The 26,193-nt window shown below is 39.1% G+C and carries 25 protein-coding genes; 17 read left to right on the top strand and 8 right to left on the bottom strand.

Annotated elements, in window-relative coordinates; all coding sequences use genetic code 11:
• Window positions 1-4 precede the first annotated feature (4 nt).
• Window positions 5-1,105, top strand: coding sequence for an NADH:flavin oxidoreductase (locus ASG14_RS02755; RefSeq protein ID WP_056869523.1), 1,101 nt, complete (start codon window positions 5-7; stop codon window positions 1,103-1,105).
• A gap of 156 nt (window positions 1,106-1,261) precedes the next feature.
• A complete protein-coding gene (locus ASG14_RS02750; protein ID WP_056869522.1) occupies window positions 1,262-2,143 on the top strand; it encodes a pirin family protein in 882 nt (293 codons plus the stop codon).
• A 1-nt stretch (window position 2,144) separates the two neighbouring features.
• Here ASG14_RS02750 and ASG14_RS02745 read toward each other — a convergent pair whose 3' ends face one another.
• Together ASG14_RS02745 and ASG14_RS02740 are read right to left on the bottom strand one after the other, a co-directional pair.
• On the bottom strand, window positions 2,145-3,338 hold the full coding sequence (locus ASG14_RS02745) for a hypothetical protein (protein WP_056869521.1): 1,194 nt from the start codon (window positions 3,336-3,338) through the stop codon (window positions 2,145-2,147).
• Window positions 3,335-3,958 carry an RNA polymerase sigma factor gene (locus ASG14_RS02740; protein WP_235528491.1) on the bottom strand — a complete coding sequence of 208 codons (624 nt, stop codon included), beginning with the start codon at window positions 3,956-3,958 and terminating at the stop codon, window positions 3,335-3,337. Before ASG14_RS02740 ends, ASG14_RS02745 begins: the two co-directional genes overlap by 4 nt.
• A 172-nt stretch (window positions 3,959-4,130) precedes the next feature.
• On the opposite strand from ASG14_RS02740, the gene ASG14_RS02735 reads away from it, so the two are divergent.
• Window positions 4,131-4,979 carry a hypothetical protein gene (locus ASG14_RS02735; protein ID WP_056869520.1) on the top strand — a complete coding sequence of 283 codons (849 nt, stop codon included), beginning with the start codon at window positions 4,131-4,133 and terminating at the stop codon, window positions 4,977-4,979.
• Between the two features lie 54 nt (window positions 4,980-5,033).
• Here the strand turns inward: ASG14_RS02735 and ASG14_RS02730 are convergent, their stop codons facing one another.
• Both ASG14_RS02730 and greA read right to left on the bottom strand, forming a co-directional pair.
• The gene (locus tag ASG14_RS02730) at window positions 5,034-5,432 is read right to left on the bottom strand and encodes an HIT family protein (protein ID WP_056869519.1); all 399 of its coding nucleotides are present in this window, start codon (window positions 5,430-5,432) and stop codon (window positions 5,034-5,036) included.
• 67 nt (window positions 5,433-5,499) lie between these two features.
• Complete coding sequence (greA, locus tag ASG14_RS02725) at window positions 5,500-5,973, bottom strand: transcription elongation factor GreA (RefSeq protein WP_047798983.1); 474 nt, start codon at window positions 5,971-5,973, stop codon at window positions 5,500-5,502.
• A 284-nt stretch (window positions 5,974-6,257) separates the two neighbouring features.
• On the opposite strand from greA, the gene ASG14_RS02720 reads away from it, so the two are divergent.
• Window positions 6,258-8,135 (top strand): M1 family metallopeptidase, encoded by a 1,878-nt coding sequence (locus ASG14_RS02720; protein ID WP_056869518.1) that lies wholly within the window; start codon window positions 6,258-6,260, stop codon window positions 8,133-8,135.
• Window positions 8,136-8,242: 107 nt separating this feature from the next.
• Here the strand turns inward: ASG14_RS02720 and ASG14_RS02715 are convergent, their stop codons facing one another.
• On the bottom strand, window positions 8,243-8,719 hold the full coding sequence (locus tag ASG14_RS02715) for an OsmC family protein (RefSeq protein WP_056869517.1): 477 nt from the start codon (window positions 8,717-8,719) through the stop codon (window positions 8,243-8,245).
• A 130-nt stretch (window positions 8,720-8,849) separates the two neighbouring features.
• Between ASG14_RS02715 and ASG14_RS20360 the strand changes: the two genes are divergently transcribed.
• On the top strand, window positions 8,850-9,326 hold the full coding sequence (locus ASG14_RS20360) for a GNAT family N-acetyltransferase (protein WP_056869516.1): 477 nt from the start codon (window positions 8,850-8,852) through the stop codon (window positions 9,324-9,326).
• Between the two features lie 98 nt (window positions 9,327-9,424).
• Here ASG14_RS20360 and ASG14_RS02705 read toward each other — a convergent pair whose 3' ends face one another.
• Window positions 9,425-10,351, bottom strand: coding sequence for a 2-hydroxyacid dehydrogenase (locus tag ASG14_RS02705; RefSeq protein ID WP_056869515.1), 927 nt, complete (start codon window positions 10,349-10,351; stop codon window positions 9,425-9,427).
• Between the two features lie 215 nt (window positions 10,352-10,566).
• On the opposite strand from ASG14_RS02705, the gene ASG14_RS02700 reads away from it, so the two are divergent.
• From ASG14_RS02700 to ASG14_RS02690, 3 genes are all read left to right on the top strand, one after another.
• Complete coding sequence (locus tag ASG14_RS02700; protein WP_056869514.1) at window positions 10,567-13,059, top strand: outer membrane beta-barrel family protein; 2,493 nt, start codon at window positions 10,567-10,569, stop codon at window positions 13,057-13,059.
• 93 nt (window positions 13,060-13,152) lie between these two features.
• A complete protein-coding gene (locus ASG14_RS02695) occupies window positions 13,153-13,707 on the top strand; it encodes an NUDIX hydrolase (RefSeq protein WP_056869513.1) in 555 nt (184 codons plus the stop codon).
• Between the two features lie 175 nt (window positions 13,708-13,882).
• The gene (locus ASG14_RS02690) at window positions 13,883-14,635 is read left to right on the top strand and encodes a 1-acyl-sn-glycerol-3-phosphate acyltransferase (RefSeq protein ID WP_056869512.1); all 753 of its coding nucleotides are present in this window, start codon (window positions 13,883-13,885) and stop codon (window positions 14,633-14,635) included.
• Here ASG14_RS02690 and ASG14_RS02685 read toward each other — a convergent pair.
• Together ASG14_RS02685 and ASG14_RS02680 are read right to left on the bottom strand one after the other, a co-directional pair.
• A complete protein-coding gene (locus tag ASG14_RS02685) occupies window positions 14,632-15,381 on the bottom strand; it encodes a LytTR family DNA-binding domain-containing protein (RefSeq protein WP_056869511.1) in 750 nt (249 codons plus the stop codon). The genes ASG14_RS02690 and ASG14_RS02685 overlap by 4 nt on opposite strands.
• A 61-nt stretch (window positions 15,382-15,442) precedes the next feature.
• Complete coding sequence (locus ASG14_RS02680) at window positions 15,443-16,372, bottom strand: sensor histidine kinase (RefSeq protein WP_235528489.1); 930 nt, start codon at window positions 16,370-16,372, stop codon at window positions 15,443-15,445.
• A 349-nt stretch (window positions 16,373-16,721) separates the two neighbouring features.
• Between ASG14_RS02680 and ASG14_RS02675 the strand changes: the two genes are divergently transcribed.
• The 9 genes from ASG14_RS02675 (at window position 16,722) to ASG14_RS02630 (ending at window position 26,193) form a co-directional block, all read left to right on the top strand.
• Window positions 16,722-16,982, top strand: coding sequence for a hypothetical protein (locus ASG14_RS02675; protein WP_056869510.1), 261 nt, complete (start codon window positions 16,722-16,724; stop codon window positions 16,980-16,982).
• Between the two features lies 1 nt (window position 16,983).
• Entirely contained in the window at window positions 16,984-17,892 is a 909-nt protein-coding gene (locus ASG14_RS02670; protein ID WP_056869509.1) for an ABC transporter ATP-binding protein, read from the top strand.
• 1 nt (window position 17,893) lies between these two features.
• Complete coding sequence (locus tag ASG14_RS02665; RefSeq protein ID WP_056869508.1) at window positions 17,894-18,691, top strand: ABC transporter permease; 798 nt, start codon at window positions 17,894-17,896, stop codon at window positions 18,689-18,691.
• Window positions 18,692-18,946: 255 nt separating this feature from the next.
• On the top strand, window positions 18,947-20,542 hold the full coding sequence (locus tag ASG14_RS02660) for a M20/M25/M40 family metallo-hydrolase (RefSeq protein ID WP_056869507.1): 1,596 nt from the start codon (window positions 18,947-18,949) through the stop codon (window positions 20,540-20,542).
• A 577-nt stretch (window positions 20,543-21,119) separates the two neighbouring features.
• The gene (locus ASG14_RS02655) at window positions 21,120-21,623 is read left to right on the top strand and encodes a hypothetical protein (protein ID WP_056869506.1); all 504 of its coding nucleotides are present in this window, start codon (window positions 21,120-21,122) and stop codon (window positions 21,621-21,623) included.
• A gap of 669 nt (window positions 21,624-22,292) precedes the next feature.
• Window positions 22,293-23,060: a sensor histidine kinase gene (locus ASG14_RS02645; RefSeq protein ID WP_056869504.1), complete on the top strand. Its 768-nt coding sequence runs from the start codon at window positions 22,293-22,295 to the stop codon at window positions 23,058-23,060.
• Window positions 23,061-23,063: 3 nt separating this feature from the next.
• Complete coding sequence (locus ASG14_RS02640) at window positions 23,064-23,705, top strand: response regulator transcription factor (protein WP_056869503.1); 642 nt, start codon at window positions 23,064-23,066, stop codon at window positions 23,703-23,705.
• Window positions 23,706-23,812: 107 nt separating this feature from the next.
• On the top strand, window positions 23,813-24,190 hold the full coding sequence (locus ASG14_RS02635) for a BlaI/MecI/CopY family transcriptional regulator (protein WP_056869502.1): 378 nt from the start codon (window positions 23,813-23,815) through the stop codon (window positions 24,188-24,190).
• Window positions 24,187-26,193 carry a M56 family metallopeptidase gene (locus ASG14_RS02630; protein WP_056869501.1) on the top strand — a complete coding sequence of 669 codons (2,007 nt, stop codon included), beginning with the start codon at window positions 24,187-24,189 and terminating at the stop codon, window positions 26,191-26,193. The genes ASG14_RS02635 and ASG14_RS02630 overlap by 4 nt, the downstream gene beginning before the upstream one ends.

Raw genomic sequence — 26,193 nt, 5'->3', positions numbered from 1 at the left:
CAATATGAACACAGATAGTTTATTCAGACCATTTAATCTGAAAACATTAAATACAAAAAACAGAATCGTAATGGCGCCAATGACGCGTTCGTTCTCGCCAGATGGTATACCAACAGCCGATGTTGCAACTTACTATGCAAAACGGGCAGCGGCCGAGGTTGGCTTAATTTTGTCGGAAGGTACTGTGATAAACAGGACATCATCGTCTGCAGACCCAAACATTCCACATTTTTATGGTGAAAAGGCATTGTCAGCCTGGCAAGATGTAATCAATGGTGTGCATGCAGAAGGCGGCCAAATGGGCCCTCAAATCTGGCACCAGGGCATACATGCAAACCACCCATCGGGCTGGTTGCCGGGCACACCTTTCGAAGGCCCATCAACCTTTAACAGCCCGGGTTTTGAAAACGGCGTGGCCATGACGGATGCTGCAATTGCAGATACGATTGCCGCATTTGGTCAGGCTGCTGCAGATGCAAAGGCTCTGGGTTTTGATACAGTTGAAATTCATGGAGCGCACCAATATCTGATAGATCAGTTTTTTTGGGATGCTACCAATAACCGCACAGATATTTGGGGTGGTAAAACACTTGGCGAACGCACCCGGTTTGCTGTCGAAGTCATAAAAGAAGTTCGTAAAAGAGTTGGCGAAGATTTCGCTCTAATCATCAGACTGTCGCAATTTAAACCTTCGGCTTACGATTATAAACTGGCTAAGAATGAAAGCGAAATGGAGCAATGGTTAGCACCGATGGTTGATGCCGGAATAGATATTTTTCACTGTTCGCAACGTCGTTTTTGGGAACCGGAATTTGAGGGCTCGGACTTAAACTTTGCTGGCTGGGCTAAGAAAATTACCGGTAAAGCAACAATTTCTGTAGGTTCAGTTGGGTTAGACGGTGATTTCTTTGGTGCATTTGCCGGCCAGAGTTCTCAGCCTAGCTCTTTAGATGAGTTGGTACGCAGAATGGATAGGGGCGACTTTGATTTGGTTGCCGTTGGCCGCCCATTATTGGCTGACCCACAATGGGTAGAAAAAATTAAAGCGAACAGAACCGACGAACTTCAAGGCTTTACTAAAGAGGCTTTAGCACAATTGGTTTAAATAGTTAAACATTATAAAGGCATCTCCGCTGGGGATGCCTTTTTTTTGTGCCTTAAACAACGTGTGCGGGCGAGGCTTGCAACTAAGCTTTCAAGTTTTTGCAATAACGGGTTTTAAACTTTTTACTTAAATTCACAGCATCAAACAAAAAACGATATGTCGAACATTAAACTGATTATAGATGAACGCCCGGCTAACATTGGCAATTTTATGGTTGGCAGATTGCTGCCATTCAGAGAAAAAAGAATGGTTGGCCCTTTTTCCTTTATAGACCATATGGGTCCGGCGGCTATGAGCGACCACGAAAATCTGGATGTTCCGCCACATCCACACATCGGCCTGTCTACCTTAACCTTTTTGTTTGAAGGCGAAATTACACACAAAGATTCTTTGGGAAATAATGTGGTTATTAAACCCGGCCAGGTAAACTGGATGACCTCGGGTAGTGGAATTGTTCACTCAGAAAGAACACCTGAGCATTTAAGGCATACAGATAAAATGCTTCATGGTTTACAAATCTGGGTTGCGTTGCCGAAAGCTTTAGAACAGATGGAACCTGAGTTTTTTCATGTTGAAGAAAAAGACATCCCACATTGGGAAGAAAACGGCTTACAGTTTAAGTTAATTGCTGGCGAAGCCTTCGGGAAAAAATCTGCCGTTCCGGTTTATTGTCCGCTTTATTTTATCGAGATTAAAAGTACAGCGAGGCAAAAAGTTAACATCGGCGAACACCTTTTCGGCGAAAGCGCTTTATACATTTTAGAAGGCGCCATAGCAAGCGAAGGAAATGTTTTCGAGCCAAAACACATCCTTATTGCCAACGATGCGAAGTTGTGTGAATTCGAAATGCTCGAAAACTCAACAATTTACATTTTTGGCGGCGAACCTTTCCCTGAAGAACGTTTTATGCACTGGAACTTTGTAGCTACCGACAGGGCTTTAATTGAGGAAGCCAAAACCAAATGGCTTAACCAAAGTTACAAACCTGTACCCGGCGAAACAGATTTTGTGCCTTTACCTACACAAAGCATGCGTTAAGCTAATTCGCTTTTTTGAACAAATTCATATTTACCGAAACCGCAACACCTGTTGATGACAACTTTGAGTTTCCATAACCAATATCAGTTAACGGAATTTTTATAAATGGTCGTGCACTAATGCTGAACTTGTTGTTTATTTTATGCTGTATGGCTACGCCCAAATTCGCAATTCCTAAATAGTGCTGGTTTTGGTTTCTAACTTCGTAATCTGCCGGACCCGGATAAGTTGAATTATAGGTATAACTGTATTTTTCCTTAAGCATCAGGTAACTGGATAAACCTGTACTAACAGCTATCGAATTTCTTTTACCCTCAAACACTTTAAAATTAAGATTTAGGGGAATATCCAGCACATCGCAATTTGCCCGCACATTTGTGGGCTGTGTTCTAAAAACGTAAGTAGAATTAGGATTATACAAGCTGAAATCAGACTCGTAAATCTTTTTAGCATAAGCTGCACCAGTTGTTATGCTCAATCTTTTTGTTAACGAAAAAGTAAGTTCGGCGCCAATGCTTCCGCTCAAATTGCTTCTTCCTGATGATTGCACAGAAGTTAAATCGGGAGCCGCCAAGATGCTCAAAACAAACCTTTGCCTGTTCCCCGTGCTTTTAAAAACCACTTTATCTTTGGGCTTACCAAAATCAGCAGGAAATCTTTTACTGCCGTCTAACGAAACAATCTTAGTCGGCGCCTCAGCTAAAACGGAACTGTTTAAAGCCACCGTATGCGCTAACCGGTTGCCACTCATTATGCCCGCTTCAAAATCTGTGTTTGCTAAAGTTACCGGCTGGCTAAAGCCAACTGCTTTTGAAACCGCTAAATTTCGATTGCCATCAGCAAATAAAGGCTTATTTTTACTAACCATACGCTCTGGCGCTTTCTTGCTCAACTTATCTTGCAGCCCTAGTCCATTCCTGCTGTTGCTCTTCTCCGCATTTACATCCTTTACTTTTGTTTTAACCACGGCGTTCGTGTTTAAGCGTTCTTTTTTAGGTTCCATTAAAAAAAATACGATCACCAAAGCGGCGGCGATACCGCTAAATGCTGTAAACCAGATTACCGGGGCAATTCTACGCTTTGGTTTTGGATGCAGCCGCTCCTCCATCGCCTGCCAGTGCGCATCATTAAAAGGAATTTCGGGCTCCTCTAATCCTTCTTTAAAAAATTTATCTATGTCGTTCCCGTTTTTCATTTCGTGTTTGTGTTAAAATTCACCCGCACATTATTTCTGTCAAAAGCCACCATTTTGCGCTCATAACCATTTGTTTGAGGCGGCGCAAGCATTTCCTGTAGTTTTTGCCTTGCCTTAAACAGATTAGATTTTGATGTTCCGACAGAAATAGAAAGTATCTCTGAAATTTCCTCGTGCGAGTAACCGTCTATAGCAAAAAGGTTAAAAACCGTTCTGTATGCTGGCGTTAATTTTTGTACAAGAGCCAGTAAATCTTCATAGGCTAACTTCGAATAAACAGATTGTTGCTGCGAAACTTCATCATGATCAGAAATGTCGTCATGGTCTGCAAATTTTAAATTCGACCGGTAATAATCAATTGCAGTATTGGTGATGATCCGGCCTAGCCAAGCCTTAAAAGACTTATCCTTTTCGTATTTCGCGATATTCCTGAAAACCTTAAAAAACCCTTCATTTAGTATCCCGGCAGCATCAAGCCGATTATTTGCATAACGCAAACAAATGCCCATGGCAAAGCCATAGAAATGTTTGTAAAGCGCCTGCTGCGCTTCGCGTTCATATCTAATGCAGCCGTTAATGGTACTTTCTAAAGCATTTTCATTGTTGCGATTAGGGATCACTAATTCTCCTTTCTAAATCATCATACGGATAAAAAAATAAAAGGTTGCCTGAAATAAATATTTTTCTCATTTTCTAAAAAGTTGGCCTCCGGTTTAATTAATTAATCAACCAGGCAACCTTTTAGCTTCCGCAAGCGTAACAGGATTATCTTACACATTAAACAAAATCGTTATGCTAATCTACTTAAAAAAATCACTACTTGCGGTGTTATGCATTACCCTGGTAATTGCTTCATCTTGTAAAAAAAGTACAGATAATCCAGTCGCAAAGAAGGGTATTCAGCTGACTACAGATGCAAAGTTTGGCACAATACTTACCGATAACGCCGGCAAAACCCTTTATATGTTTTCCAGTGATGTTGCCGGCTTGCCAACTTGTACGGGTGGTTGCGAAACCGTTTGGCCACCATATTATGCCGCAGATGCCAGTACCGACCTGAAACTTAACGCGGCAGATGTTGGCGAAATTGCCAGAGCCGACGGGCGCAAGCAAAACACCTACAAAGGCTACCCGCTTTATTATTATCAAAATGATGTAGCCACGGGCGATGTGAAAGGCGATGGTGTGGGTGGGATATGGTTTGTTGCCAAACCAGACTATTCTTTGATGCTGGCAAATGCACAAATGATTGGTTTAAACGGAAAACTTTATACCAGCACCTATGCCGAAGGTAGTGGATTAACAAGATACTTTACTGATGCATCGGGAAGAGCACTTTATTCTTTTTCTCCTGATAAAAACAATAAAAATACATTTACTAAAGCCGATTTAAGTAACAATACCATCTGGCCTGTATATGAAGCCGAATTGAAAAGCCTGCCTTCAATTATCACTAAGGATATGATTTCTACAATTGATGTTTTTGGAAAAAAGCAGATGACCTATAAAGGATGGCCACTATATTATTTCGGACAGGATACAAAGCGAGGAGATAATAAGGGTTCGAGCGTTGGCCCGGCGCCAGGCTTTTGGCCAATGTTAAACGCAACAACGGCTGTTGCACCTGCCGCTGCACCATAAAACCAGGTAAACGATGAAATGAGTCGGCTTATGAATTTAAAGCCGACTCATTCGTTAAGCTTCTAACAAAGCGTGTTTTATTTTTTCTGCAGCTTCTGCAAGTTCTTCCTGACTTGGCGATAATTTTTCTTTGCTGAAATTCATGTCGCTAACATTGTTCATCGGGATAAGATGGATGTGTGCATGCGGCACTTCAAGTCCGATTACCGAAACACCAACTTTTTTACATGGAAAAGCGGCCTTAACACCCTTGGCAACAATCTTCGCGAACATCCACAGACCAACATAAAGGTCTTCTTCCATATCGAAAATGTAGTCTACATCAACTTTCGGAATGACCAGAACGTGGCCGGCCGTTAGTGGCTGCACATCTAAAAAAGCTAAATATTCTACAGTTTCTGCAACAACATGAGCAGGAATTTCTCCGGCAACAATTTTTGAAAAGATAGTCATAGTTCGGTTGTTTGTTAGGTTACAAGTTAGGGTTTGCTATTTTAATAACCCATAACTCACAACATTTTTATCTCGAGATTTCTAAAACTTCGAACTGCATTTTACCTGCAGGCACTTCAATTTCGGCAAATTCGCCAACAGATTTACCCAATAAACCTTGTGCTATAGGCGATTTAACGGAAATTTTTCCGGTTTTCAAATCTGCTTCACTTTCTGCTACAAGCTGGTAGGTCATGGTAGCTCCGTTTTTAACATTTTTGATTTTAACTATCGATAAAGCTAAAACTTTAGATAAATCCAGTTTAGATTCATCAATTAAACGGGCATTAGCTAATGTATTTTTTAATTTCGAGATTTTCGCCTCATGCAAACCCTGTGCTTCTTTTGCTGCATCGTATTCCGCATTTTCCGATAAATCCCCTTTATCTCTCGCCTCAGCAATTGCTTTAGATATTAGCTGACGCCCTGTTGTTGTTAGATAATGAACTTCCTCTTTTAGTTTATCTAACCCCTCTTGTGTGTAGTACGTTACCTCTGTCATTGCTCTATTAATTTTTGTTCAAACGCTATAAAAAACAAACAAGACTACATAGTTGGTTTCCTACATAGTCTTGCTTCAATTATAACGAAGATAAAATGTGGAAATTACAAAAGCAAATAAAAGAACAGGATTTTTGTGATTCGAGCCTGAGATCTTAGTGCCATATCAATATATACCGTTTTAAATAGTCGTTATTATTGGGCAAACCGGCCAGGAAATTATACCCATTCCCTTCATTCTAAATTCATTCATTATTTTTAGATTAGCCGAAATTATTCAGAAAAATGAAAAAGTTAATATCTCTGGCCGTTTTGGCTGCTCTGGCAAGTTCTGCAGTTTCTGCGCAAGAACTTTACATGCCCAGAAACATAAAAGCGGCCTATGCAAATGGTACCCGTTCTGCTAACGGTGCGCCAGGCCCAAATTATTGGCAAAACCATGGTAAATACAATATGGATATTAAGGTGGATGCCGTTACAAAGGTGGTGAGCGGAAGCGAGGAAATTGTTTACAGCAACAACAGCACCGATACCCTTAAAACGCTCGCTATACGCTTCGTGAACAATTTACACAAGCCTGCATCACCAAGAAATGGTAGCGTTAGTGATGATTTTTTAAGCTCAGGTTTAAACATTTCTGCCTTTTCCGTTGATGGGGAAACCATAGCTGTGAATGCGAAATACTGGGGCACTGTTGGTAACGTGCGACTGAAAAAACCACTTCCGCCTAAATCAAAAATCACCGTTAAAATTGATTGGGATTATCCTTTATCAAAGGAAAGTGGTCGCGAGGGGCAAATTGACCCCACAACTTTATATGTTGCCTACAGTTACCCAAGAATTTCCGTGTACGATGATTACAACGGCTGGGACCGGATTCCGCATACCGACAGAGGCGAGTTTTACAACGATTTTAACGATTACACTTTCTCGGTTAAAGCACCAAAAAACTACGTGGTTTATGCTACCGGCGATTTGTTAAATCCTGATGAGGTTTTACAACCAGAAATTGCTTCAAGGTTAAAAAAATCTTATTTAACAGATGAAATCCAACACATTGCGAACGAACAGGAGTTAAAAGATGGAAAGGTTACTTTACAAAAAGACTGGAATACCTGGAAGTTTAAAGCAAACCACATTACCGATGTATGTTTTGGTTTAAGCAGCACCTACCTTTGGGATGCAGCAAGTGTAATTGTTGATGCAAAAGCAAACAGGCGGGTAAGCACACAGGCAGCCTATAATGTAAAATCCAAAGATTTTCCAAACTCAGTTAAAAATAATTTATTTGCACTTAACTGGTTCTCTAACAATTGGCCGGGCGTACCTTACCCATTCTCTAAGATGACCGCTTTTCAGGGTTTTGCAGATATGGAATATCCAATGATGGTTAACGATTCTGACAGCGGCGACCCGGTTTTTGCGCAATTGGTTCAGGATCATGAAGTGGCGCACACGTACTTCCCGTTCTATATGGGCATTAATGAAACCCGTTATGCATACATGGACGAAGGTTGGGCAACCACCTTAGAATATTTAATCGGCATTGCCGAGCATGGCAAAGAAGCTGCTGATAAATTTTATAAGTCATTCAGGGTTCAGCGCTACATTAACGATAAATCTGCCGAAGAAGACCAGCCAATAATTTCAATGTCTGATCAGGTTTCAGGTGCTGGTTATGGTAACAATTCTTATGGCAAGGCTTCGCTTTCTTACCTAGCATTAAAAGATATGCTGGGCGATGACTTGTTTAAAAAAGCACTTCACCACTACATGAATAATTGGAATGGGAAACATCCAATTCCATGGGATTACTTTAATTCGATGAACACAGGCTCTGGTCAGAATTTAAACTGGTTTTTCCAAAACTGGTTTTTTACCAATAACTACATCGATTTGGCGATAAACAAAGCGCAGATTTCGAGTGGCAAGGCAACATTCGTAATTAAAAATGAAGGCGGTTTTGCAATTCCGTTTGATATTCTGGTAACAGATACTGAAGGCAAAACAGAAACAATCCACAAAACGCCCTCTGTTTGGAAAGTTAACCAAAAGGAATTCACCATGACGGTTAATACAAATCGTAAAATAAAATCGATTAAACTGGATGGGGGCATTTTTATGGATGCCACACCTGCAGATAATGTTTATGAGGTGAAATAATTTGCAATACCTGAAATTTATCACATTGAGCTTGCCAAAGTTTTTGCATTAAATTGCTTTGACTGCTCAATGTGCTAATTAAACGCCAACAAAATTACACCTGTTTATCAGCTGTTTTCTGCCTTGCAACTCGCTTCATGCCTCACCGGAAAATTGAGCGAATTCGCGATGAAACACATTTTGTTCGCTTCCTGATGAAGCGATTCTGCAAGCTCAAAATGCGCCTTGTCTGCTATTAAAACCTGCGGATGCAGGGTCACCTCTCTAAATTTACCACTTCCATCTGCCGATTCTTCCATTGTGCCAACGGCTTCATCTTTATAATCTATAACAACGATTTCGTTTTTAGAACATAAGTGCAAATACCACAACATGTGGCAGCTCGAAATTGAGGCCAGCAATAAATCTTCAGGGTTGTATTTCGATTTATCGCCCAGAAATGCAGAATCAGACGAACCCGAAATATTAGCTTTGCCCGTTACAGAAATTAAATAATCGCGATCGTAGGAGCGGTAGTCCATTGTGCCCGAGCCTTTATTGCCCGTCCAGGTTACCGTAGTTTTGTATTGATGATCTTTCGGCATGATGTAAATGGTTAGAATTGTATTGCCAATTTAAGAAATTAAGATTGATTTATTTAGGAAAGGTTGTGGAAGAAGTTTTTTTGCTGAGGTATAAATAATTATCTTCCTTCGAATAAAAATTCCCTGAATTATGCTCAGCCCCACTACCCACCTCACCTCAATACAAAAAAGCCAGATTTCCAGACTCTGGAATAATGAGTATCCAAAATCTTTAAACTTTGCTGATGCAACTGGTTTTGATAATTACCTGGCTGGTTTATCGGACCCAGTTCACTATTTACTGGAAGCTGAAAATGGCAAAATATTAGCCTGGGCTTGCAAATTCATCAGAGCTGAAGAAAAATGGTTTGCGATAATTCTTGACGAAGAAATTCAGGGGCAAGGGAAAGGAAGAGCAATGTTAAATGCCTTGAAAAAAGATGAACATGTGTTAACCGCCTGGGTCATAGATAAAGAAGATGCGCTGAAATTAAACGGCGAAACCTATAATTCGCCGCTAAACTTTTATTTAAAAAATGATTTTATCACTATTCCGGAAATTAGACTGGAGAATGAAAAAATGTCGGCCATAAAAATTACTTGGACTAAGGCATCCGCCTCTCTCTAAAGTGTCGCGTTCAACTTACATACCCGGAAGTCCAACTTGCTTACAACAAAGTTTAACCTGTTTACGGTAACCTCATAACGGCTTTAAGCAATAATGAACTAAGTCAGGTTTCGCAGTTTCTCAGCTAAAACTTCTGATATTTTTCGGTATGAATCGAATGTCCAGCCGCCAACGTGTGGTGTCAAGATAACCTTCGCATTACCTTTCAATTCTTCATACCAGCTTTGTTCGCTCAGTGCAGGAAATTTTTCAGTCTCTAAAACATCTAAGCCTGCACCCAAAACTTTGCCTGATTTAAGGCTATTCAACACCGCTTGGGTATTCACAATTTCGCCCCTGGCCGTGTTAATGAAGAAGATTGGCTTTTTAAAATGGAAAAAATACTCATCATCAACTAGCTGCTTAGTTTCTGTTGTAAGCGGTATATGTAAACTCAGTACATCACTGTGTTTAACAATTTCTTCCATACTCACCTCGCGGGCAAAAGCATCGCTAAAACCTGTTTTATACTTATCATAAGCCATAACATCAACTTCAAAGCCAGCAAGTTTTCTTGCGAAACTTTGTCCCATAAAGCCATAACCGATGATGCCAACTTTTTTACCTTTCAGTTCGTAACCACGGTTGCCTTCCCTATCCCAAACGCCATTTCTAATTTCCATATCCGCCCTGCGGAAGTTATTCATCAGCGATAAAAGCAAACCCGTCGCATGCTCGCCGACAGCATCACAATTGCCTTCAGGGGCGTTAATCAGCTTTATGTTGCGCTCAAGAGCAATTTTCTCATCAATATTATCCAAACCGGCGCCGGCACGTGCAACAAATTTTAACTTCGCCGCAGCAGAAAATATTTCAGCATCTATTCGGAATTTCGTTCTAACCGCAATGCCATCATAACCGGCAATCCTCTCCAAGGTTTCCTGGCGGGTAATTTTCGGCTCATCATCAACTTCATAGCCCAAACTTATGGCCTGTTCTTTAAACGCCGGATGCAAATCATCAACAATTAATATTTTTTTACTCATGATAACAAAAGTAACATTTTAAGATTTTTAGTGGGGCACTAATTGCTGTTAGAAAGCAATAATTCACCCATAGAAGTGAACCTGGTTTAACGCTTCAAAACAACAAAAATATTACTGTAAAGTAGCTGTAATAAAATAGTTACGGCACTTATTTTAAACTTCCTTGCCGTTTCTTTGTCACTCTTTACGAAAACTACTAAAACTTTTATAATTTAATGAGACTTTTACATTCAAAAACGATAAAAATTGCCACTTTCTTTTTGCTACTTTCTTTCAGTTTATTTGCTCAAACAGGTAACAAAGCCAAAATTTCTGGTGTGCTTAAAGATGCTAAAACGCAGGAGACCATCCCTTTTGCTACAGCTGTATTAATTAATAAGGAAACAAAGGCAAATGTTAAAGTTGCGCAAACCGATATCAACGGCGCCTTTACCATGGCCGATTTACCTACCGGAACCTTTACTTTTAAAATAAGTTTTGTAGGCTACCAAACCATGGTAAGAGATAATGTTTCAATTACTGCTGCAACAGGCACACTAAATTTTGGTGACATAAAAATGAACCCTGCCGCTGGTAATGTACTGAAAGACGTTACGGTTACAGCGCAGAAGGCGGCCATTCAAATGGGTATTGATAAGAAGGTTTTCTCTGTTGATCAGAGTTTGGTGAGCGAAGGTGGTTCTGCCGGCGATTTATTACAAAACGTACCTTCAGTATCTACCGATATGGATGGAAACGTGAGTTTACGTGGCTCTACAGGTGTAAAAGTTTTAATCGATGGTAAACCCTCTTTAATAGCGGGCGGAAACGTTGCCCAGATTTTGCAATCTATTCCTGCAAGTTCCATTGAAAGTGTTGAAGTTATTACAAACCCTTCGGCAAAGTATGATGCTGAGGGCCAGTCGGGTATTATTAACATCGTTCTAAAGAAAAATACGAAACTTGGCTTTAACGGGTCGGTGGCTTTAACGGCCGGTAACCGCGATAACTACAATGCAAATACCAATTTGAGTTTTCAAAATAGCAAAGTTAATGTTTACGGAAACTACAGCTACCGTTACGGAAACCGTATTGGTGGTGGTTTTCAGGATATTACCTACAAGAATTCGCCAAGTTCAACGGTATTTGCGAACCAGAACACGGTTTCTTCATCGTTAGATAAAGGGCATAATGCTAAAGCGGGCATTGATTATTATGTTGCGCCAAAGAGTGTTTTGAGTTTATCAGGAGGATTTAATGCCCGTGATAACGACCGCAACGAGGCCATTAATATCAGGCAATTGGGCGCTTCTTTAAACCCTGTTTTATTAAGCAACAGAAATAACGTAACAAGCGGCACCGGAAATAGCTACGATTTAAATCTTGATTACAGTCAGAAATTTAAAAGACCAAAGGAGGAACTAACCTTTAACTTTGGTTATTCTTATGGCACAAATGATAACGACCAGACTTACAACACCAACGTTACGAATTTAAACGGCGCAGCAATAAACCTTAACCGAAGCCTTCAGCGTACTTTTAATACCGGCGATAATACCAATTACAACATCCAGGCTGATTATAGTTTGCCTGTTGGCAAAGCCGGAAAAATTGAAGCAGGTTATCGCAGCCAAATCCGCCTTGGCGATAATGGCCAGTACGCCGATTCAATATTAAATGCAACGAATATTTATGTTCAAAACAACAGACTAATTAACAATTTCGATAGCAAGGATCAGGTGCATGCACTCTATTTAAATTATCAGAATCAAATTAAAGATTTTGGATATCAATTGGGTTTAAGAGCCGAAGATGCCCGTTTGGATACCCATCTGGAAGGTTATACAAATAACGTGCTCACAAGCAGCGCCGGAAACATTCATTACAAAAGGTTATACCCAAGTGTATTTTTAACACAAAAACTTAAGGGCGATAATACCATCCAATTAAGTTATACCCGCCGGGTTAATCGTCCGAGGCCTTGGGATACAAACCCATTTTTAGACGTTTCTGACCCGCTAAACTACAGAGCTGGTAACCCAAATTTATTACCTGAAGATGTGCATTCATTTGAGTTAGGCTACAGTAAATATTTTAAAAAGGTAACTTTAACATCTAGCTTATATTATCGTCAAACCAATGATGTTATCCAAAGGGTTAGGAGTACGCCTGATATTAACGGAATTATTACCTCGACACCTCAAAACCTTTCCCGCCAGATTAATAGCGGTTTAGAGTTAATTGGCCGTTTCGATTTAATTAAAGCACTAAACTTTACCACAAACGTAAATCTGTACCAAAGCAAATTTTTTGGCGATGACCGCTTTAATATTGCAACAACAAGCGGCTTTAGCTGGAATGCAAACATTACCGGAAACCTAACAGTTGTTAAAAATTTATCATTGCAGGTTCGTGGCGATTACAGAGCCCCGGAAGTGATGGCGCAGGGTAAACGTAATGCCATGTACGGCATTGATGGTGGTGCGAAATACGATTTCCCGAACAAAAAAGCTTCGCTTAGTTTCAACGTTAGAGATGTATTTAACACCCGTAGATGGAGCATGACCACAGAAGATGCCGCAACCATCGTTGATTTTCAACGCCAGATGCAAGGTACAATGGGTAACATAACATTCTCTTACCGTTTCGGGAAAACATTGTTTAACAACACTAAAAAACCTAAAAAGGACGACCAACAGGAAAACAGACCTGACGAAGGTTCATTCTAAAACATCTTAAAGCGCTTTAAAGAAATTTAAAGCGCTTTTTTTATATAAACCGGCAAAGTCGATTGAAAAGCCACCAATTTTCTATCTTGCAATATGGAAGAAATTAATCCCTGGAAAACCCTGGAAAGCGAAGTTAAATATGATAATAACTGGATTAGAATTACTGAACATCAGGTAATCAACCCATCCGGTGGCGAAGGAATTTATGGCGAAGTGCATTTTAAAAATTTCGCTATCGGTATTTTGCCCTTGGATGAAGAATACAATACCTGGCTGGTTGGGCAATATCGTTTTCCGTTAAAAGCTTACAGCTGGGAAATACCGGAAGGCGGTGGCCCGTTAAACGGAGAACCTATCGACAGCGCCAGGAGAGAATTGCTTGAAGAAACCGGAATGAGTGCAAAACAGTGGAAAGAGATTCAGCGAATGCATTTGTCAAATTCGGTAAGTGATGAGTTAAGCATTATTTATATTGCTACAGGATTAATCCACGGCATTGCAATGCCTGAAGAAACAGAACAACTGGTTGTTAAAAAATTGCCTTTCGAAGAGGCTTATCAAATGGTATTAAAGGGAGAAATTACAGATTCGATGAGTGTAGCCGCAATTTTAAAAGCAAAGCTGATGATGATAAACAACGAATTGTAAAACCTCGGAAAAACGCCATTTGCAAAGAACTTTTGAAAGAAAATATCTTCATTGTTAAAGGCTTTTGAGCTTGAATATGATGACAGGCTCTTATTACACTTCCCGAATAATCTAATTCATTTGATTTTATTGCGACACACAATATTTCTATCTTTGCTACAGTTAAACTAACCACATGAGCAAATTTTTCGGCTACATATTAACCCCTTTATTTTATTTTTCCTTTGGATTAAGCCTCTGCATTTTTCATCCGATACAATGGATTTGCATTAAGTTTTTTGGCTACAAGGCCCATAAAATTTCAGTTGATGCGCTAAATTTTTTCCTTACCTACTCGCAAATCTTTCTTTTAAATTCGATTTCGTTTAAAAATGAATTCAATTTGCCTACAGACCGACCAATAATATTTGCTGCCAATCATCAAAGCATGTACGATATTCCATCGTTAATATGGTTTTTACGGAGGCATCATGCAAAGTTCATTTCCAAAATCGAGCTCACAAAAGGTATTCCTTCAATTTCCATAAACCTACGCGTTGGCGGTGGTGCAAATATCGATCGTAAAGATAATAAGCAGGCAATATCAGAAATTATTAAGCTGGGCCGGAGAATGAAAGAAAATAATTGGAGCACGGTAATATTTCCGGAAGGCACCAGGGCTAAAGACGGGCAGGTAAAAACCTTTCAGTTTGGCGGCATTGCAACGTTATTAAAAGCGGTTCCAAATGCCTTGGTGGTACCAGTTGCGATAGAAAACTCATGGAAAATTGTTCGCTTCGGGATGTACCCGCTTACAACAGGTAACGCTTTACGGTGGACGGTTTTAAAACCTATTGAACCTGCCGATAAAACACCAAATGAAATTACCCTAGAGGTTGAAACCGAAATTAGAAAAGTCCTCGGGCAGGCTACCAGCCAGGTTTCTTAAATATTTTTATTGCCGATTACTTTAAAAAACTCATCGCGATAGGTATCTCCGACAGGAATTATTTTCTTGTTAATCGTAATTCGGCTACGTTCTATACTTTCAATTTTGTCGACCGCAACAATGTAAGATTTATGAACCCTTATGAACTGACTTTGAGGTAACGCTTCTTCCATTTTCTTCATGCTCTGCAGCGTAATGATCCGCTCATCCTTTGTAAAAATAGAAATGTAATCCTTTAATCCTTCGATATATAAAATGTCGTGCAGATAAATCTTTTGGATTTTGTGTTCTGTTTTAACAAAAATAAAATCCTGGACCGGGTTCGGACTACCCGAGAACGGGGCTGCAGTTACCAACGGCTGTATAGGCGGTGGCCCTACATCTGCAGGTTTTGCCTGATTATGTACTTTCTCTACAGCTTTATAAAAGCGATCGAATGCTATCGGTTTCAAAAGATAATCAGAAACGTTTAGGTCGTAACTTTCCAAGGCATACTGCGGGTAAGCCGTGGTTAAAATATAATGGCATTTGTTGCCGGCAATTTTTAGAAACTGGATGCCGGTAAGCTCTGGCATCTGGATATCTAAAAAAACAAGATCTACACCGCCACCCTGAACAATTTGTAAAGCTTCAATCGGGTTTTCGCATCTTTTAACCATTGTTAAAAAAGGTACTTTGGATATATAATCTTCCAAAATATCAAGCGCTAACGGCTCATCATCAACAACAATACAGTTTAAGTTCATTTTTAGTAGCAGCTATAATTTAGTAAAACAGACAGGTAAATTTAGTTAGTTGGTTCGAAACTTAAATATCAATCATCAACTCACAAGTATAATGAGTAGCCGAATTTACAACATTTAATTTATATCTGTCAGGATAAATCAACTGAAGACGGCGTTCTACATTCGTTAAACCCACCCCACCCTGAGCATCTTTATTTTGGTTATTTTTCTTGTTGATAACGCTGAAATGCAAAATTTTCTGATTTGCGATAATGTCAATTTTAACGGGTTCCTGCGGGTCGGTAACCACGCCATGTTTAAATGCATTCTCAACAAAAGAGATTAACATCAGTGGAACAATTTTCTGATCATCAATTTCGCCGTTTAATGTCATTTCCACGAAGGCGCCATCTTTAAATCTGATTTTTTGTAACTCAATGTAATTTTTAAGGTAATCCACCTCTTTACTTAAAGAAACCGTTGGCGTATTGCTTTCATAAATCATGTAGCGCATAATCTCAGAAAGTTTCATAATGGCATCGGCCGTTTTATCCGATTTCTGATAAGCTAAAGAGTATATGTTGTTTAGTGAATTAAATAAAAAGTGTGGGTTTAACTGCGATTTCAAAAACTGAAGTTCCATTTCACGGCGCTCGCTTTCCAGATTACGCTGTACCCGCTGACTGGAGAACCAATCGATAATAAAACTAATTATTGAACTGCTAACCAGGAAAAAACCCGCAACTAACAATTTGGCAATTACATATTCATTTACGGTATACTCAGCCTTTTTGCCTTCCACTTGAAAACTCATCATATCTGAAGGATTCAAAACCGCAATGGTTGTCTTAACAAGTGCCGAAGCAACAATAAGTAAAAAGAAGGCAAAAACGTACAGCCAATACTTTTTCCTTTTTTTAATTAATTCAGGAATTAAAAAAATATAGTTGATATAGAACAGCGAAACGTTTAAGATTCCGAATCCTCCATATGAAATGAATTGTCTTTTCATGGTTGGATGTTCGTTGCCATTTATCATGAAAAACGCTGCAATGATTAGTACGAAACTCCAAAAAAAACAGTGTAAAATTAAAGGCCCTTTGCTTTTCTTCATATTTAAAATTATAGGAATGTAGGTTATCAGTCCTACAAAAAATGATGCAACCAAAATAAATAAAGAAAGTTGCATTTAACTACACAATCTACCAACTGGCTTTTTTTTTCTACCAACGGCCCAATGGCCAAAATTTATCGACAAACGCCAAAAATGCCAGTTTATCTATAATCTTTAACACTTGGTATAATAGATTTTAGCAGCGTTATTTTCTTGTGTTTCTTTGAATCATCAAAACGAAACAATTATGAAAACGTCAGCAGTAAACACATCAAAAAATCAACTATCAATTACCGCTGAACGTTTCACCGCTCTTAAACTAAATGAACCAATTATGAAAAAGTTAGCCAACACCTCGCCATTTTTACTTTTATTATTGCCAGTATTTATGTTAATGGTTTTCTCACTTACTATCAATACAAACCAAAATGCAACTGGTGAAATAGTAGTTAAGCCTGCTAAAACTTCAACATCTGTTGTAAAACAAGCAACTGCTATTTTTAAATAGTATGAGCAATTTCGCAATCGAAACTGTTGGCTTAACCTATAACTTCGGTAACCAAACCGTTGTTAAAGATTTGTCCTTACAAGTGCCAAACGGCAGTATATATGGTTTTCTGGGGCCGAATGGTGCCGGCAAAACCACAACAATAAAAATATTATTAAATCTGCTTCAGTCGCCAGCTGACCAGGTTTTTATTTTTGGAAAAGAAATTAACCGCAACCGGATTGCAACCTTAAAACGAGTGGGCGCATTGGTAGAACAACCTGCCATTTACGGCCATTTAAGTGGTAAAGAAAATTTAATTAACCGTTGCATTTTATTAGGCATTAAAAAAAGCAAAGCAGATGACATGCTGGCGCTTGTAGGTTTAACAGAAGCTGCGAATAAAAAATCCAGTAAATACTCCTTAGGCATGAAACAGCGACTTGGAATCGCACTGGCACTGGTTTCCGATCCCGAACTGCTTTTATTAGATGAACCCACAAACGGCTTAGACCCTAATGGTATTATTGAGGTTCGTAACCTGATGATAGATTTAGCCACCAAACACAATAAAACAATACTTGTATCCAGTCATTTACTAGCAGAAATAGAACGCACCGCAACGCATGTTGGCATCATTAACAAAGGTTCCTTATTATTTCAGGGCACCATTAACGAGTTGCATCTGCTCAGCAAACCAATGCTCGAAATCGAAGTAGATCAGATAGAAAGTGCCGCAAAACTTTTATCGGCTTCAGGCTTCGAAGTTTTAGAATCAACACTTAAAAAAATTATTGTTCCATTCGCTTCGCCTAAAAATAGCGGCGAAATAAATACGCTCCTTGTGCAAAATGGCTTTACGGTTTCCAGCCTTTATCAGCAAAGAAAAGATTTAGAAAACTTGTTTCTAGACATCACAAAAAATAATTAACATGCGCTCATTATACATTTCTATCTTTTCAGAATTCTACAAATCGAGAAAAACACTCGCCTTCTGGGCTGCAATCCTGCTTCCTGTTGTAATTTGTAGTCTGGTAACTTTCGGCTTCTATTCCAATTCAGATAAAATACTAAAAATGGGTTACCCGGGCCTAATGCTATGGGCTAGATACAGCGGCGCAACCCTTAACGTTATGGGTATGTTGATAATGCCCTTCTACGTAATCTTTATGGCATTTTCTGTAAACAATATAGAACACAAAAACGACACCTGGAAAACCCTGTTCGCTCAGCCATTAAATAAATTTTCTATCTATGCCGCCAAATATTTATATGCAGTATTGCTTATATTCATTTGTCTGGCGTTGTTTGCTGCATTAACATTTGGCCTCGGTTATTTACTTCAGGCGCTGGTACCAAAATATACCTTTAATCAGTATAACCCATCAACAGTCTTAATTAATTCTTACACCAAACTTTTTCTTTCATCGCTGGGTATTTTATCCCTCCAATTTATTTTGAGTTTAATTTGGGCCGATTTTTTAAAACCGATGGGCGTAGGCTTTATCGGAACCATTATGGGCATCGTTACAGCAAGTTTAAACTGGAAATATGCATATTTAATTCCTTACAGTTTGCCTGCACTTGCCTTACAAATAACGAAAGTAAAACCTGGTGGCGACCCGTTGGCTTTTGAGATTTTTACAAAAGAAATTTATACCAGTTTAATATATGCGCTTGTACTTTTTATTATCGGCTACTTTATTGTGTCCAAAAAAAGCATAAAATAGCAGGAGTTTCTTTTGAAAAGCAATTGTTTTGCTAAAACTTAAGCACGTCCTTCTTTCCTCTCCAAGTCCGCTCCCGATGAAGAACCGGGATTGCGGGCTTTTCGTTTCAATAAGGTTTAAATTACCACGGTTTTTGCTACTATGAAAGGATAAAAACCTAAACGCCAGCAAAATCTTGTAAAAATCTCATGGTAAAAGCATTTAATTTATAATTAAAGTTATTTTTAGATGAAAATAAATCAAACCTAACTAAAAATGATAAAAAGATTTACAACCACAGCATTTGCTTTGGGCTTATGCCTGTATGCTTTTGCACAGGAAACTCCTGATGCCGCAATTGTATCAAAAATTAGAAAAGAAGGCTTAGAAAACTCAAAGGTAATGGACATTTCATTCAACCTTACCGATGCAAACGGCCCACGCCTTTCTAATTCACCAGGCTTAAAGAGAGCGCAGGAATGGGCAATGAAACAACTAACCGACTGGGGCCTAAAAAACGCACATCTAGAAGCCTGGGGCACTTTTGGCAAAGGCTGGCAGGTAGATAAATATTATGCCGCTACCACCCTTCCATACTATCATGCAATTATTGCCTCACCAAAAGCATGGACACCGGGAACAAACGGCCCTATCAAATCGGGTGTGATTTTAATTAAGGCCGATAGTGTTGCAGATTTAGCTAAATATAAAGGCAAACTTAGCGGTAAAATTGTTATGATGGATGCGGGCGCTCCGTTGCAAAGTGGCATCAGAGCTGATTTCTCTCGTTATGCAGACACAACTTTGGCAAAAATGGCTGAAGCTAAACCTCCCGTAGCCAGTGCTGCAAGAGGCCCTCGCCCTGGTGGTGCTAATAACATGATGGCGCAAATGATGAAGATGCGTGAAGTTCGTGCGGCCATGAGCGCAATGCTGGTAGAAGAAAAAGTAGGCTTAATTTTAACATACGCACGTGGCGGCCAAGGCACATTTTTTACCAGTAATGGTGCTTCTTACGCTTTGGATGCTAAACCAGTTTCACCCGAGTTGGAGGTAGCAGCTGAAGATTATCTGCACATTTTACGCTTACTCCGTGCGGGCAAACCTGTAGAGTTAGAGGCAGATATTAAAACATCATTTTACGACCAGGATCCTCAGGGCTACAACGTAATTGCCGAAATTCCGGGAACTGACAAGAAACTTAAAGATGAGTTGGTGATGATTGGCGGTCACTTCGATTCGTGGCATGCAGGCACAGGTGCTACCGATAACGCTGCCGGTTCTGCAGTAATGATGGAAGCAATGCGCATTTTAAAAACCATCGACTTCAAACCAAAACGCACAATCAGAATTGCACTTTGGAGTTCTGAAGAACAAGGGTTGTTTGGCTCACGAGGGTATGTTGCAAAGCATTTCGGCGACCCAAAAACGATGGTTTTAACACCAGATCAGAAAAAAATCTCGGCTTACTATAATCTTGATAACGGTACAGGTAAAATCAGAGGCGTTTATTTGCAAGGTAATGTTGCAGCAGGCCCGATTTTTAAAAGCTGGCTAACCCCTTTTGCAGATTTAGGCGCAACTACAATTACAGCCAGCAATACCGGCGGTACAGATCACCAGGCCTTTGATGCCGTAGGCATACCAGGTTTTCAGTTTATTCAAGACCCGATGGATTACAACACACGTACGCACCACAGTAATATGGATACCTACGACAGACTTGTTGAAGATGATTTGAAACAGGCCGCGACGATTGTTGCATCATTTGTTTATAACACTTCACAACGCGACGCACAAATACCTAGAAAAGAATTGCCTGCTGCGCCAGCAGCAGCCGCTACAGGAACGGCTACACCAGCACGTAACTAGCTCTAAAAAATGGATTTAAATAAGATAGGTCCCGATTTGCATCGGGACCTTTTCTTTGGATTGTTTTTCATAAATCCTAAAACAGCTAAAAATTTGAGAGACTGAACCTGTTATTTCTGAGGTATCAACGTTATTTTAGGGCTTTATCTTTATCTGCCTTTCCATCATATTAATGGCTACTGAGAGCGCTCAAATTACACAAGTACCAGCTACATCAGAGTCATCAATTAATTGATGACCTGATAAGCTGTTTAAACTAAGGTATTTGAGAGTCGTGCTGAAACAGCAATATTTTTTGTTAAATTTTTAATAGGAAAGTTTGTTTCAAAGGTGCTGCATAGGTTATTCTCTGGCATTAAAAGGCTTGGTTCAATTGAACCAGTTATTTATGCAGGCTAGAATATCATACTATTTATTTGTTTTGGTTATCCAAATTTATCATCAAACCCAAAATAGTATCAGGATGGAATCACCCTTTTTTACAGGGTATTTTTACGGTATTTAAACAGGGCGATTTAACGGTTGATAAACTGGGTAATTATCCCCAATTTTAACTTATATACATCCCAAACAAATCATGATCAAAAATCCCCGTACAAGAGATGGTGTAAACAACACTATTCCTGTTGACATAGCAAAAAAAATGACTGCCGCTTTCCGGGAAAGTCAGCAGGGTGATAAAGGAAGTTTTACAGAAGCCGCCTGGTTTCCGGCAAAGCAGATTGCCCAATTGGCAGAAAAAGTAGCAAAGTTTGATGGCGATGGAGTACGCATTTATTTTGGGAGATACACGCGTGAAATAATCGAGTCTATCAATAAATTAGAATATGGCGATAAGGTGCCGGATAGCTATGCAGAAATGAATACGTTGCTTTTTGTGGTAACAAAAGTTATTGATGGCAAAGCCAGAACAGATTACTTCGCAGAAAAAGTAGGCCATGGTCATGGGAATGGGCATAAGATTGCCTTAATATCGGCAAAACCTAGATACGGTAGCGAACCAATTCCAACCGACCCCGGTAACAGAGCAGATTTATGTCCGGCAATGTGCGACGATGGAAGCGAATTGATGAAACCATGAACAGTATTATTTAATAGAGGAAAATATGCTTAAACTATTTTCCGTGAATTCACTAATTGAATTCGCTTGTCTAATATTTGCCCTTATTTTTCTAATCAGAGACAAGAGTATCTTTTGGCGAATAACGCTGGCTTACATTTTCATTGTCGTTTTTACAGAAACCTTTGCTAGATACATCGGTAAAGTATACCACAGCAATTTAATTGTTTATAATATATTTACATTTGTAGAACTAACCTATATAACATTTGCCTTTTACTGTTTCCTAAAAGACTTTTTAGACATTAAGAAAATAATCATCCCAGTATATCTTATTCTATTATCGATATACATTGTGTTTTCTATAAACAACAACATGATATTGGTTTATAACGCAATTACCATAAGCGTAATGTCAGTTGTTTTCGTCATTTATGGTTTAATGTATTTCTTTCTGCTTTTGAAAGACGAAAAATACATCGACTTAAAATTTCACCCGGCATTTTGGTGGGTTGGCGGGGCCATAATATTTTATTTTGGCGGCACCTTAGCTAACTTTTTTGATGACATCATACAGCAAAAGTTTCTGGGTAAATTCATTCCCCGATATATTATATACACAACCCTTAACTTGTTTTTATACGGTTTTTGGTCTTACTCATTTATATGCAGAGCTCGTCAACGGAAAATATGTCGATAATCTTATTGGCATCATTAGTTTTTCTTTTGATGCCAATTGGGCTGTTGGTTTACATTCGATCTTACAACCGCCACAAAAAAAATCACTTTTTTGAGAAAGAAAGTATGCGTCAAAAATTTGAGTCTGAAATTTTAAAAACTCATATCGAAGTTCAGGAACAAACCATGCAAACAATCGCCGCCGAGCTTCATGACAACATCGGGCAGCTATTAAGCTTAACCACGCTAACGCTGAATTCGATAAATGTTACTGAAAATGAAAAGGCATCAGAAAAGATCGCAAACTCGCTTTCGCTGGTCAATAAATCAATTAAAGAAATAAGGGAACTGGCGAAAATTCTGCATGGTGAACAAATTGTTGAATCTGGAATTGGCAATGCCATTGAGCAGGAATTAAGCTGGCTCAGAAAAGTTGGTACTTATCAGCTTCAGGTAAATAACGGCCTGCTCGATTTAAAGAATGCTTCGGCAGATAAGGACCTGATTATTCTCCGCCTGTTGCAGGAAATCATCAATAACATTATTAAACATGCGCAGGCAACATTTATTCAAATCGATACTTATTTAAAAGGTGACACACTCTTTTTAACGGTTAAAGAAGACGGCATAGGTTTTAATTACGACGAAGCCATGGTTAACAAAACCGGAATGGGTTTGGCGTCGGTGGAGAAAAGAGTAAAATTAATCAAAGGAAAAATTGAAGTAAATTCTGTTCCCGAAAAAGGTACATCAATTTTTATCGAAATCCCCTATCCTTAACTTATGCAAACAGAACCTCTTTTAATTGGAATAGTAGATGACCACACACTTTTTCGCTCGGGCCTGGCAAACCTCTTAGCCGAATTTGCAGAAATAAACGTCTTATTTCAGGCAACTAACGGCGTAGATATGCAAAAAAAAATTGCACAACACCCGGAAGTTCAGATTATTCTAATGGACATCAATATGCCGGTTATGGATGGCTATGCGGCTACAAAATATGTAAAAAAAACTCATCCATCGGTAAATGTTCTTGCATTAAGCATGCATGAGGATGAAAACGCAATAATCGGAATGCTTAAAGCAGGTGCAGGCGGCTACATTTTAAAAGGTTCTACACCTACAGATTTGGTTATCGCCATCAAAGCCGTAAAAGAAAAAGGATTTTACATCAACGAAATGGTTTCCGGCCGACTACTTTTTTCTTTGAAACAAGACGAGCCAAAACCACTGATTACCGAAAAAGAACACATATTTCTTCAGCATTGTAGTACCGAACTTACCTACAAAGAGATAGCAGATTTAATGAACATCAGCCCCAGAACAGTTGATAACTACCGCGAATCACTTTTTGCCAAGCTCAACATAAAAACCCGAACCGGTTTGGTGGTTTATGGAATTAAGCACAACCTCATAAAAATATAGCTAAAAACAACCCAAAAATATTCGCCCAAAAATTTGCTTAACTAACAAATTAGTTTTAACTTTAATATTACAGACGTATAACGTCCTTTCCTATAATTTAAAATAAAATGGATATTAAAGATTTAACCAAAGCCGAAGAACAGATAATGCAAGTTTTGTGGCAGTTGGAAAAAGCATTTGTAAAAGAGGTGATTGACGAGTTACCGATTCCAAAGCCTGCTTATAACACCGTATCTACCATCATTAGAATCCTCGAAACCAAAGGATTCATCGGCCATGAAGCTTTTGGAAAAGCACACCAGTACCATCCCTTAATTAGTAAAGAAGAATATAAGCGCCATGCTACTGAAAAGTTGCTCGGCAATTATTTTGAAAACTCCGTAGAAAGTATGTTCTCATTTTTCGTTAAGGAAGAAAAGCTGGATTTAAGTGATGTGGATGAAATTTTAAAGATGATTAATAAAATTAAACACAAACCAAGATGAGTTTTGCCCATTACCTTCTGCAGGTAAACTTATATCTGATTGTTTTTTATGGCTTCTATAAATTGCTATTAGATAAAGAAACCTACTTTACATTAAATCGTGTTTATCTGGTTGCTGCCGGCATATTGTCGCTTAGCATACCATTTATCCGTTTAGAATGGCTTACTGAGCAAAAAGCAGCACAGCAGGTTTACACAACAGTTAAATGGGACGCCGTTTTGCAACAGGCAACCATTGTAACTGATGTGCATGAAGGTTTTAATTGGGCTAACTTAATTGTTTACATTTATTGTGGTGGCATTTTATTTTTTCTTTGCAGGTTAATTTTTAATCTTTTTGCGGTTAATAAATTGATTAAAAATGCTGAAAGAGGTTCTGCATTTTCATTCTTTGGCAAAAAGGTTATTGATAAAGAATTGCCACAGCGAAATGTTATTGACAGCCATGAGGAGGCGCACATTAAACAGTGGCATACACTTGATGTGCTTTTTTTCGAGCTAATTGGAATCATAACCTGGCTTAACCCGGTCATTTATCTCTATAAAAAAGCAATTAAAAACATCCATGAATTTTTAGCAGATGATCACGCCGCTAAATTTCAGGGCGATAAGGCGGAATATGCAATGTTGATTTTGAGCAAATCGTTTGGAATCAGTCCAACGGCCTTAACAAGCAATTTTTTCGATAAATCTTTGATTAAAAAGCGCATTTATATGCTGCACAAAGAGCGATCAAAGAAAACTGCGGTACTAAAATATGGGATATCGATACCTTTGTTTGCGATCTTCATCGTATTCTCATCGGCCACTATTCGCAAAAACGAAAAGTTACTTGCACTTTCCGACCAGATTCCGTTAGAAAAACCTGTTGAGCTCGTTCAGGAAATGGTAACTAAACCAATCCAGTTTACGTACGCAGCAAAGCAACCCGTAAAAGTTGTTGTAGAAAACGTACCTGTTGAACGGGATTGGAAAGACTTTTATCAGTTCATGAGCAAAACAATTGTATATCCTAAAGATGCCCAGGAAAGCGATTTACAAGGAAATGCACTTGTTAAATTTACTTTGAGAAATGGGAAAGTAAGCGATTTAAGCACCAACACCGACCTGGGTAAAGGTTGTGATGAAGAAGTGATGAAGGCCATTTTATCTTATAAAGGATTTAAAGAGGTCGAGAATGGAAAATATGCTTTAAAGGTAGCTTTCCGTTTGGATGGCTCTGATGCTGAAATTCAAAACGAAGCCACGGGTGATATTAAAGACCATAAAGAACTGGCGCAACTAAGTGTTGTGGGTTTTGCCCCTGCCACAGAAACTACAGAGACAGAAAGCATTAATAGTGGAAAAGTTTACGATTTTGTAAGCATAGAGAAGGTTCCGCAATTTGAGGGGGGAATGAAAAAGTTCTACGAATTTCTGGGTAAGAACATGAAATATCCGAAGGAGGCGCAGGAGGACAACGTTCAAGGCAAAGTGTATCTTTCTTTCACGGTTGAAAAAGATGGTGCGCTGAGCGACATCCAGATAACAAGAGGATTGGGCAGCGGAACAGATGAAGAAGCCATACGGGTGTTGGAAAAATCGCCAAAATGGCTCCCCGGCATCCAGAACGGCAAACCAGTGCGGGTAAAATATAATATTAACATTAATTTTAGCTTAGAAAATTCTGAAAGTAAAGCTTTTGTAACGAAGCCAATTCAGGAAAGTGGTAGAATTACCCTGAGAGGGATAGGTGATGCAGACGGCATTAACGGCCCCATGGTTATATTAGACGGCATAGCGCAAGAAAAAAATGCATTGAAATTCATTGCGCCGGAAACGATAGAATCAATTTCAGTTTTAAAAGACGCAAGCGCAATATCCATCTACGGCCCTAAAGGGAAAAATGGTGTGTTGATAATTACATCCAGAAAGCATAAAAACGACATCTTTAGAAGACCGGCAATTTCCGAACTCACAATTGATAAGTCTGCCAATCATTATTTTTCTAAACCAGAACTTTAG

This window comes from Pedobacter sp. Leaf194 (assembly GCF_001423945.1).
Taxonomy (GTDB): Bacteria; Bacteroidota; Bacteroidia; order Sphingobacteriales; family Sphingobacteriaceae; genus Pedobacter.
This window is presented reverse-complemented; position numbering and strand designations above follow the sequence as displayed.

Excerpts from the sequence above, each read along its gene's own strand:
- ASG14_RS02720 (WP_056869518.1), top strand. The coding sequence starts at position 6,258 with ATGAAAAAGTTAATATCTCTGGCCGTTTTGGCTGCTCTGGCAAGTTCT.
- ASG14_RS02675 (WP_056869510.1), top strand. The coding sequence starts at position 16,722 with ATGAAAACGTCAGCAGTAAACACATCAAAAAATCAACTATCAATTACC.
- ASG14_RS02755 (WP_056869523.1), top strand. The coding sequence starts at position 5 with ATGAACACAGATAGTTTATTCAGACCATTTAATCTGAAAACATTAAAT.
- greA (WP_047798983.1), bottom strand. The coding sequence starts at position 5,973 with ATGACAGAGGTAACGTACTACACACAAGAGGGGTTAGATAAACTAAAA.
- ASG14_RS02745 (WP_056869521.1), bottom strand. The coding sequence starts at position 3,338 with ATGAAAAACGGGAACGACATAGATAAATTTTTTAAAGAAGGATTAGAG.
- ASG14_RS02635 (WP_056869502.1), top strand. The coding sequence starts at position 23,813 with ATGGATATTAAAGATTTAACCAAAGCCGAAGAACAGATAATGCAAGTT.
- ASG14_RS02705 (WP_056869515.1), bottom strand. The coding sequence starts at position 10,351 with ATGAGTAAAAAAATATTAATTGTTGATGATTTGCATCCGGCGTTTAAA.
- ASG14_RS02630 (WP_056869501.1), top strand. The coding sequence starts at position 24,187 with ATGAGTTTTGCCCATTACCTTCTGCAGGTAAACTTATATCTGATTGTT.
- ASG14_RS02730 (WP_056869519.1), bottom strand. The coding sequence starts at position 5,432 with ATGACTATCTTTTCAAAAATTGTTGCCGGAGAAATTCCTGCTCATGTT.
- ASG14_RS02640 (WP_056869503.1), top strand. The coding sequence starts at position 23,064 with ATGCAAACAGAACCTCTTTTAATTGGAATAGTAGATGACCACACACTT.
- ASG14_RS02735 (WP_056869520.1), top strand. The coding sequence starts at position 4,131 with ATGCTAATCTACTTAAAAAAATCACTACTTGCGGTGTTATGCATTACC.
- ASG14_RS02715 (WP_056869517.1), bottom strand. The coding sequence starts at position 8,719 with ATGCCGAAAGATCATCAATACAAAACTACGGTAACCTGGACGGGCAAT.
- ASG14_RS02645 (WP_056869504.1), top strand. The coding sequence starts at position 22,293 with ATGTCGATAATCTTATTGGCATCATTAGTTTTTCTTTTGATGCCAATT.
- ASG14_RS02685 (WP_056869511.1), bottom strand. The coding sequence starts at position 15,381 with ATGAACTTAAACTGTATTGTTGTTGATGATGAGCCGTTAGCGCTTGAT.
- ASG14_RS02690 (WP_056869512.1), top strand. The coding sequence starts at position 13,883 with ATGAGCAAATTTTTCGGCTACATATTAACCCCTTTATTTTATTTTTCC.
- ASG14_RS20360 (WP_056869516.1), top strand. The coding sequence starts at position 8,850 with ATGCTCAGCCCCACTACCCACCTCACCTCAATACAAAAAAGCCAGATT.
- ASG14_RS02660 (WP_056869507.1), top strand. The coding sequence starts at position 18,947 with ATGATAAAAAGATTTACAACCACAGCATTTGCTTTGGGCTTATGCCTG.
- ASG14_RS02655 (WP_056869506.1), top strand. The coding sequence starts at position 21,120 with ATGATCAAAAATCCCCGTACAAGAGATGGTGTAAACAACACTATTCCT.
- ASG14_RS02700 (WP_056869514.1), top strand. The coding sequence starts at position 10,567 with ATGAGACTTTTACATTCAAAAACGATAAAAATTGCCACTTTCTTTTTG.
- ASG14_RS02680 (WP_235528489.1), bottom strand. The coding sequence starts at position 16,372 with ATGAAAAGACAATTCATTTCATATGGAGGATTCGGAATCTTAAACGTT.
- ASG14_RS02695 (WP_056869513.1), top strand. The coding sequence starts at position 13,153 with ATGGAAGAAATTAATCCCTGGAAAACCCTGGAAAGCGAAGTTAAATAT.
- ASG14_RS02750 (WP_056869522.1), top strand. The coding sequence starts at position 1,262 with ATGTCGAACATTAAACTGATTATAGATGAACGCCCGGCTAACATTGGC.
- ASG14_RS02670 (WP_056869509.1), top strand. The coding sequence starts at position 16,984 with ATGAGCAATTTCGCAATCGAAACTGTTGGCTTAACCTATAACTTCGGT.
- ASG14_RS02665 (WP_056869508.1), top strand. The coding sequence starts at position 17,894 with ATGCGCTCATTATACATTTCTATCTTTTCAGAATTCTACAAATCGAGA.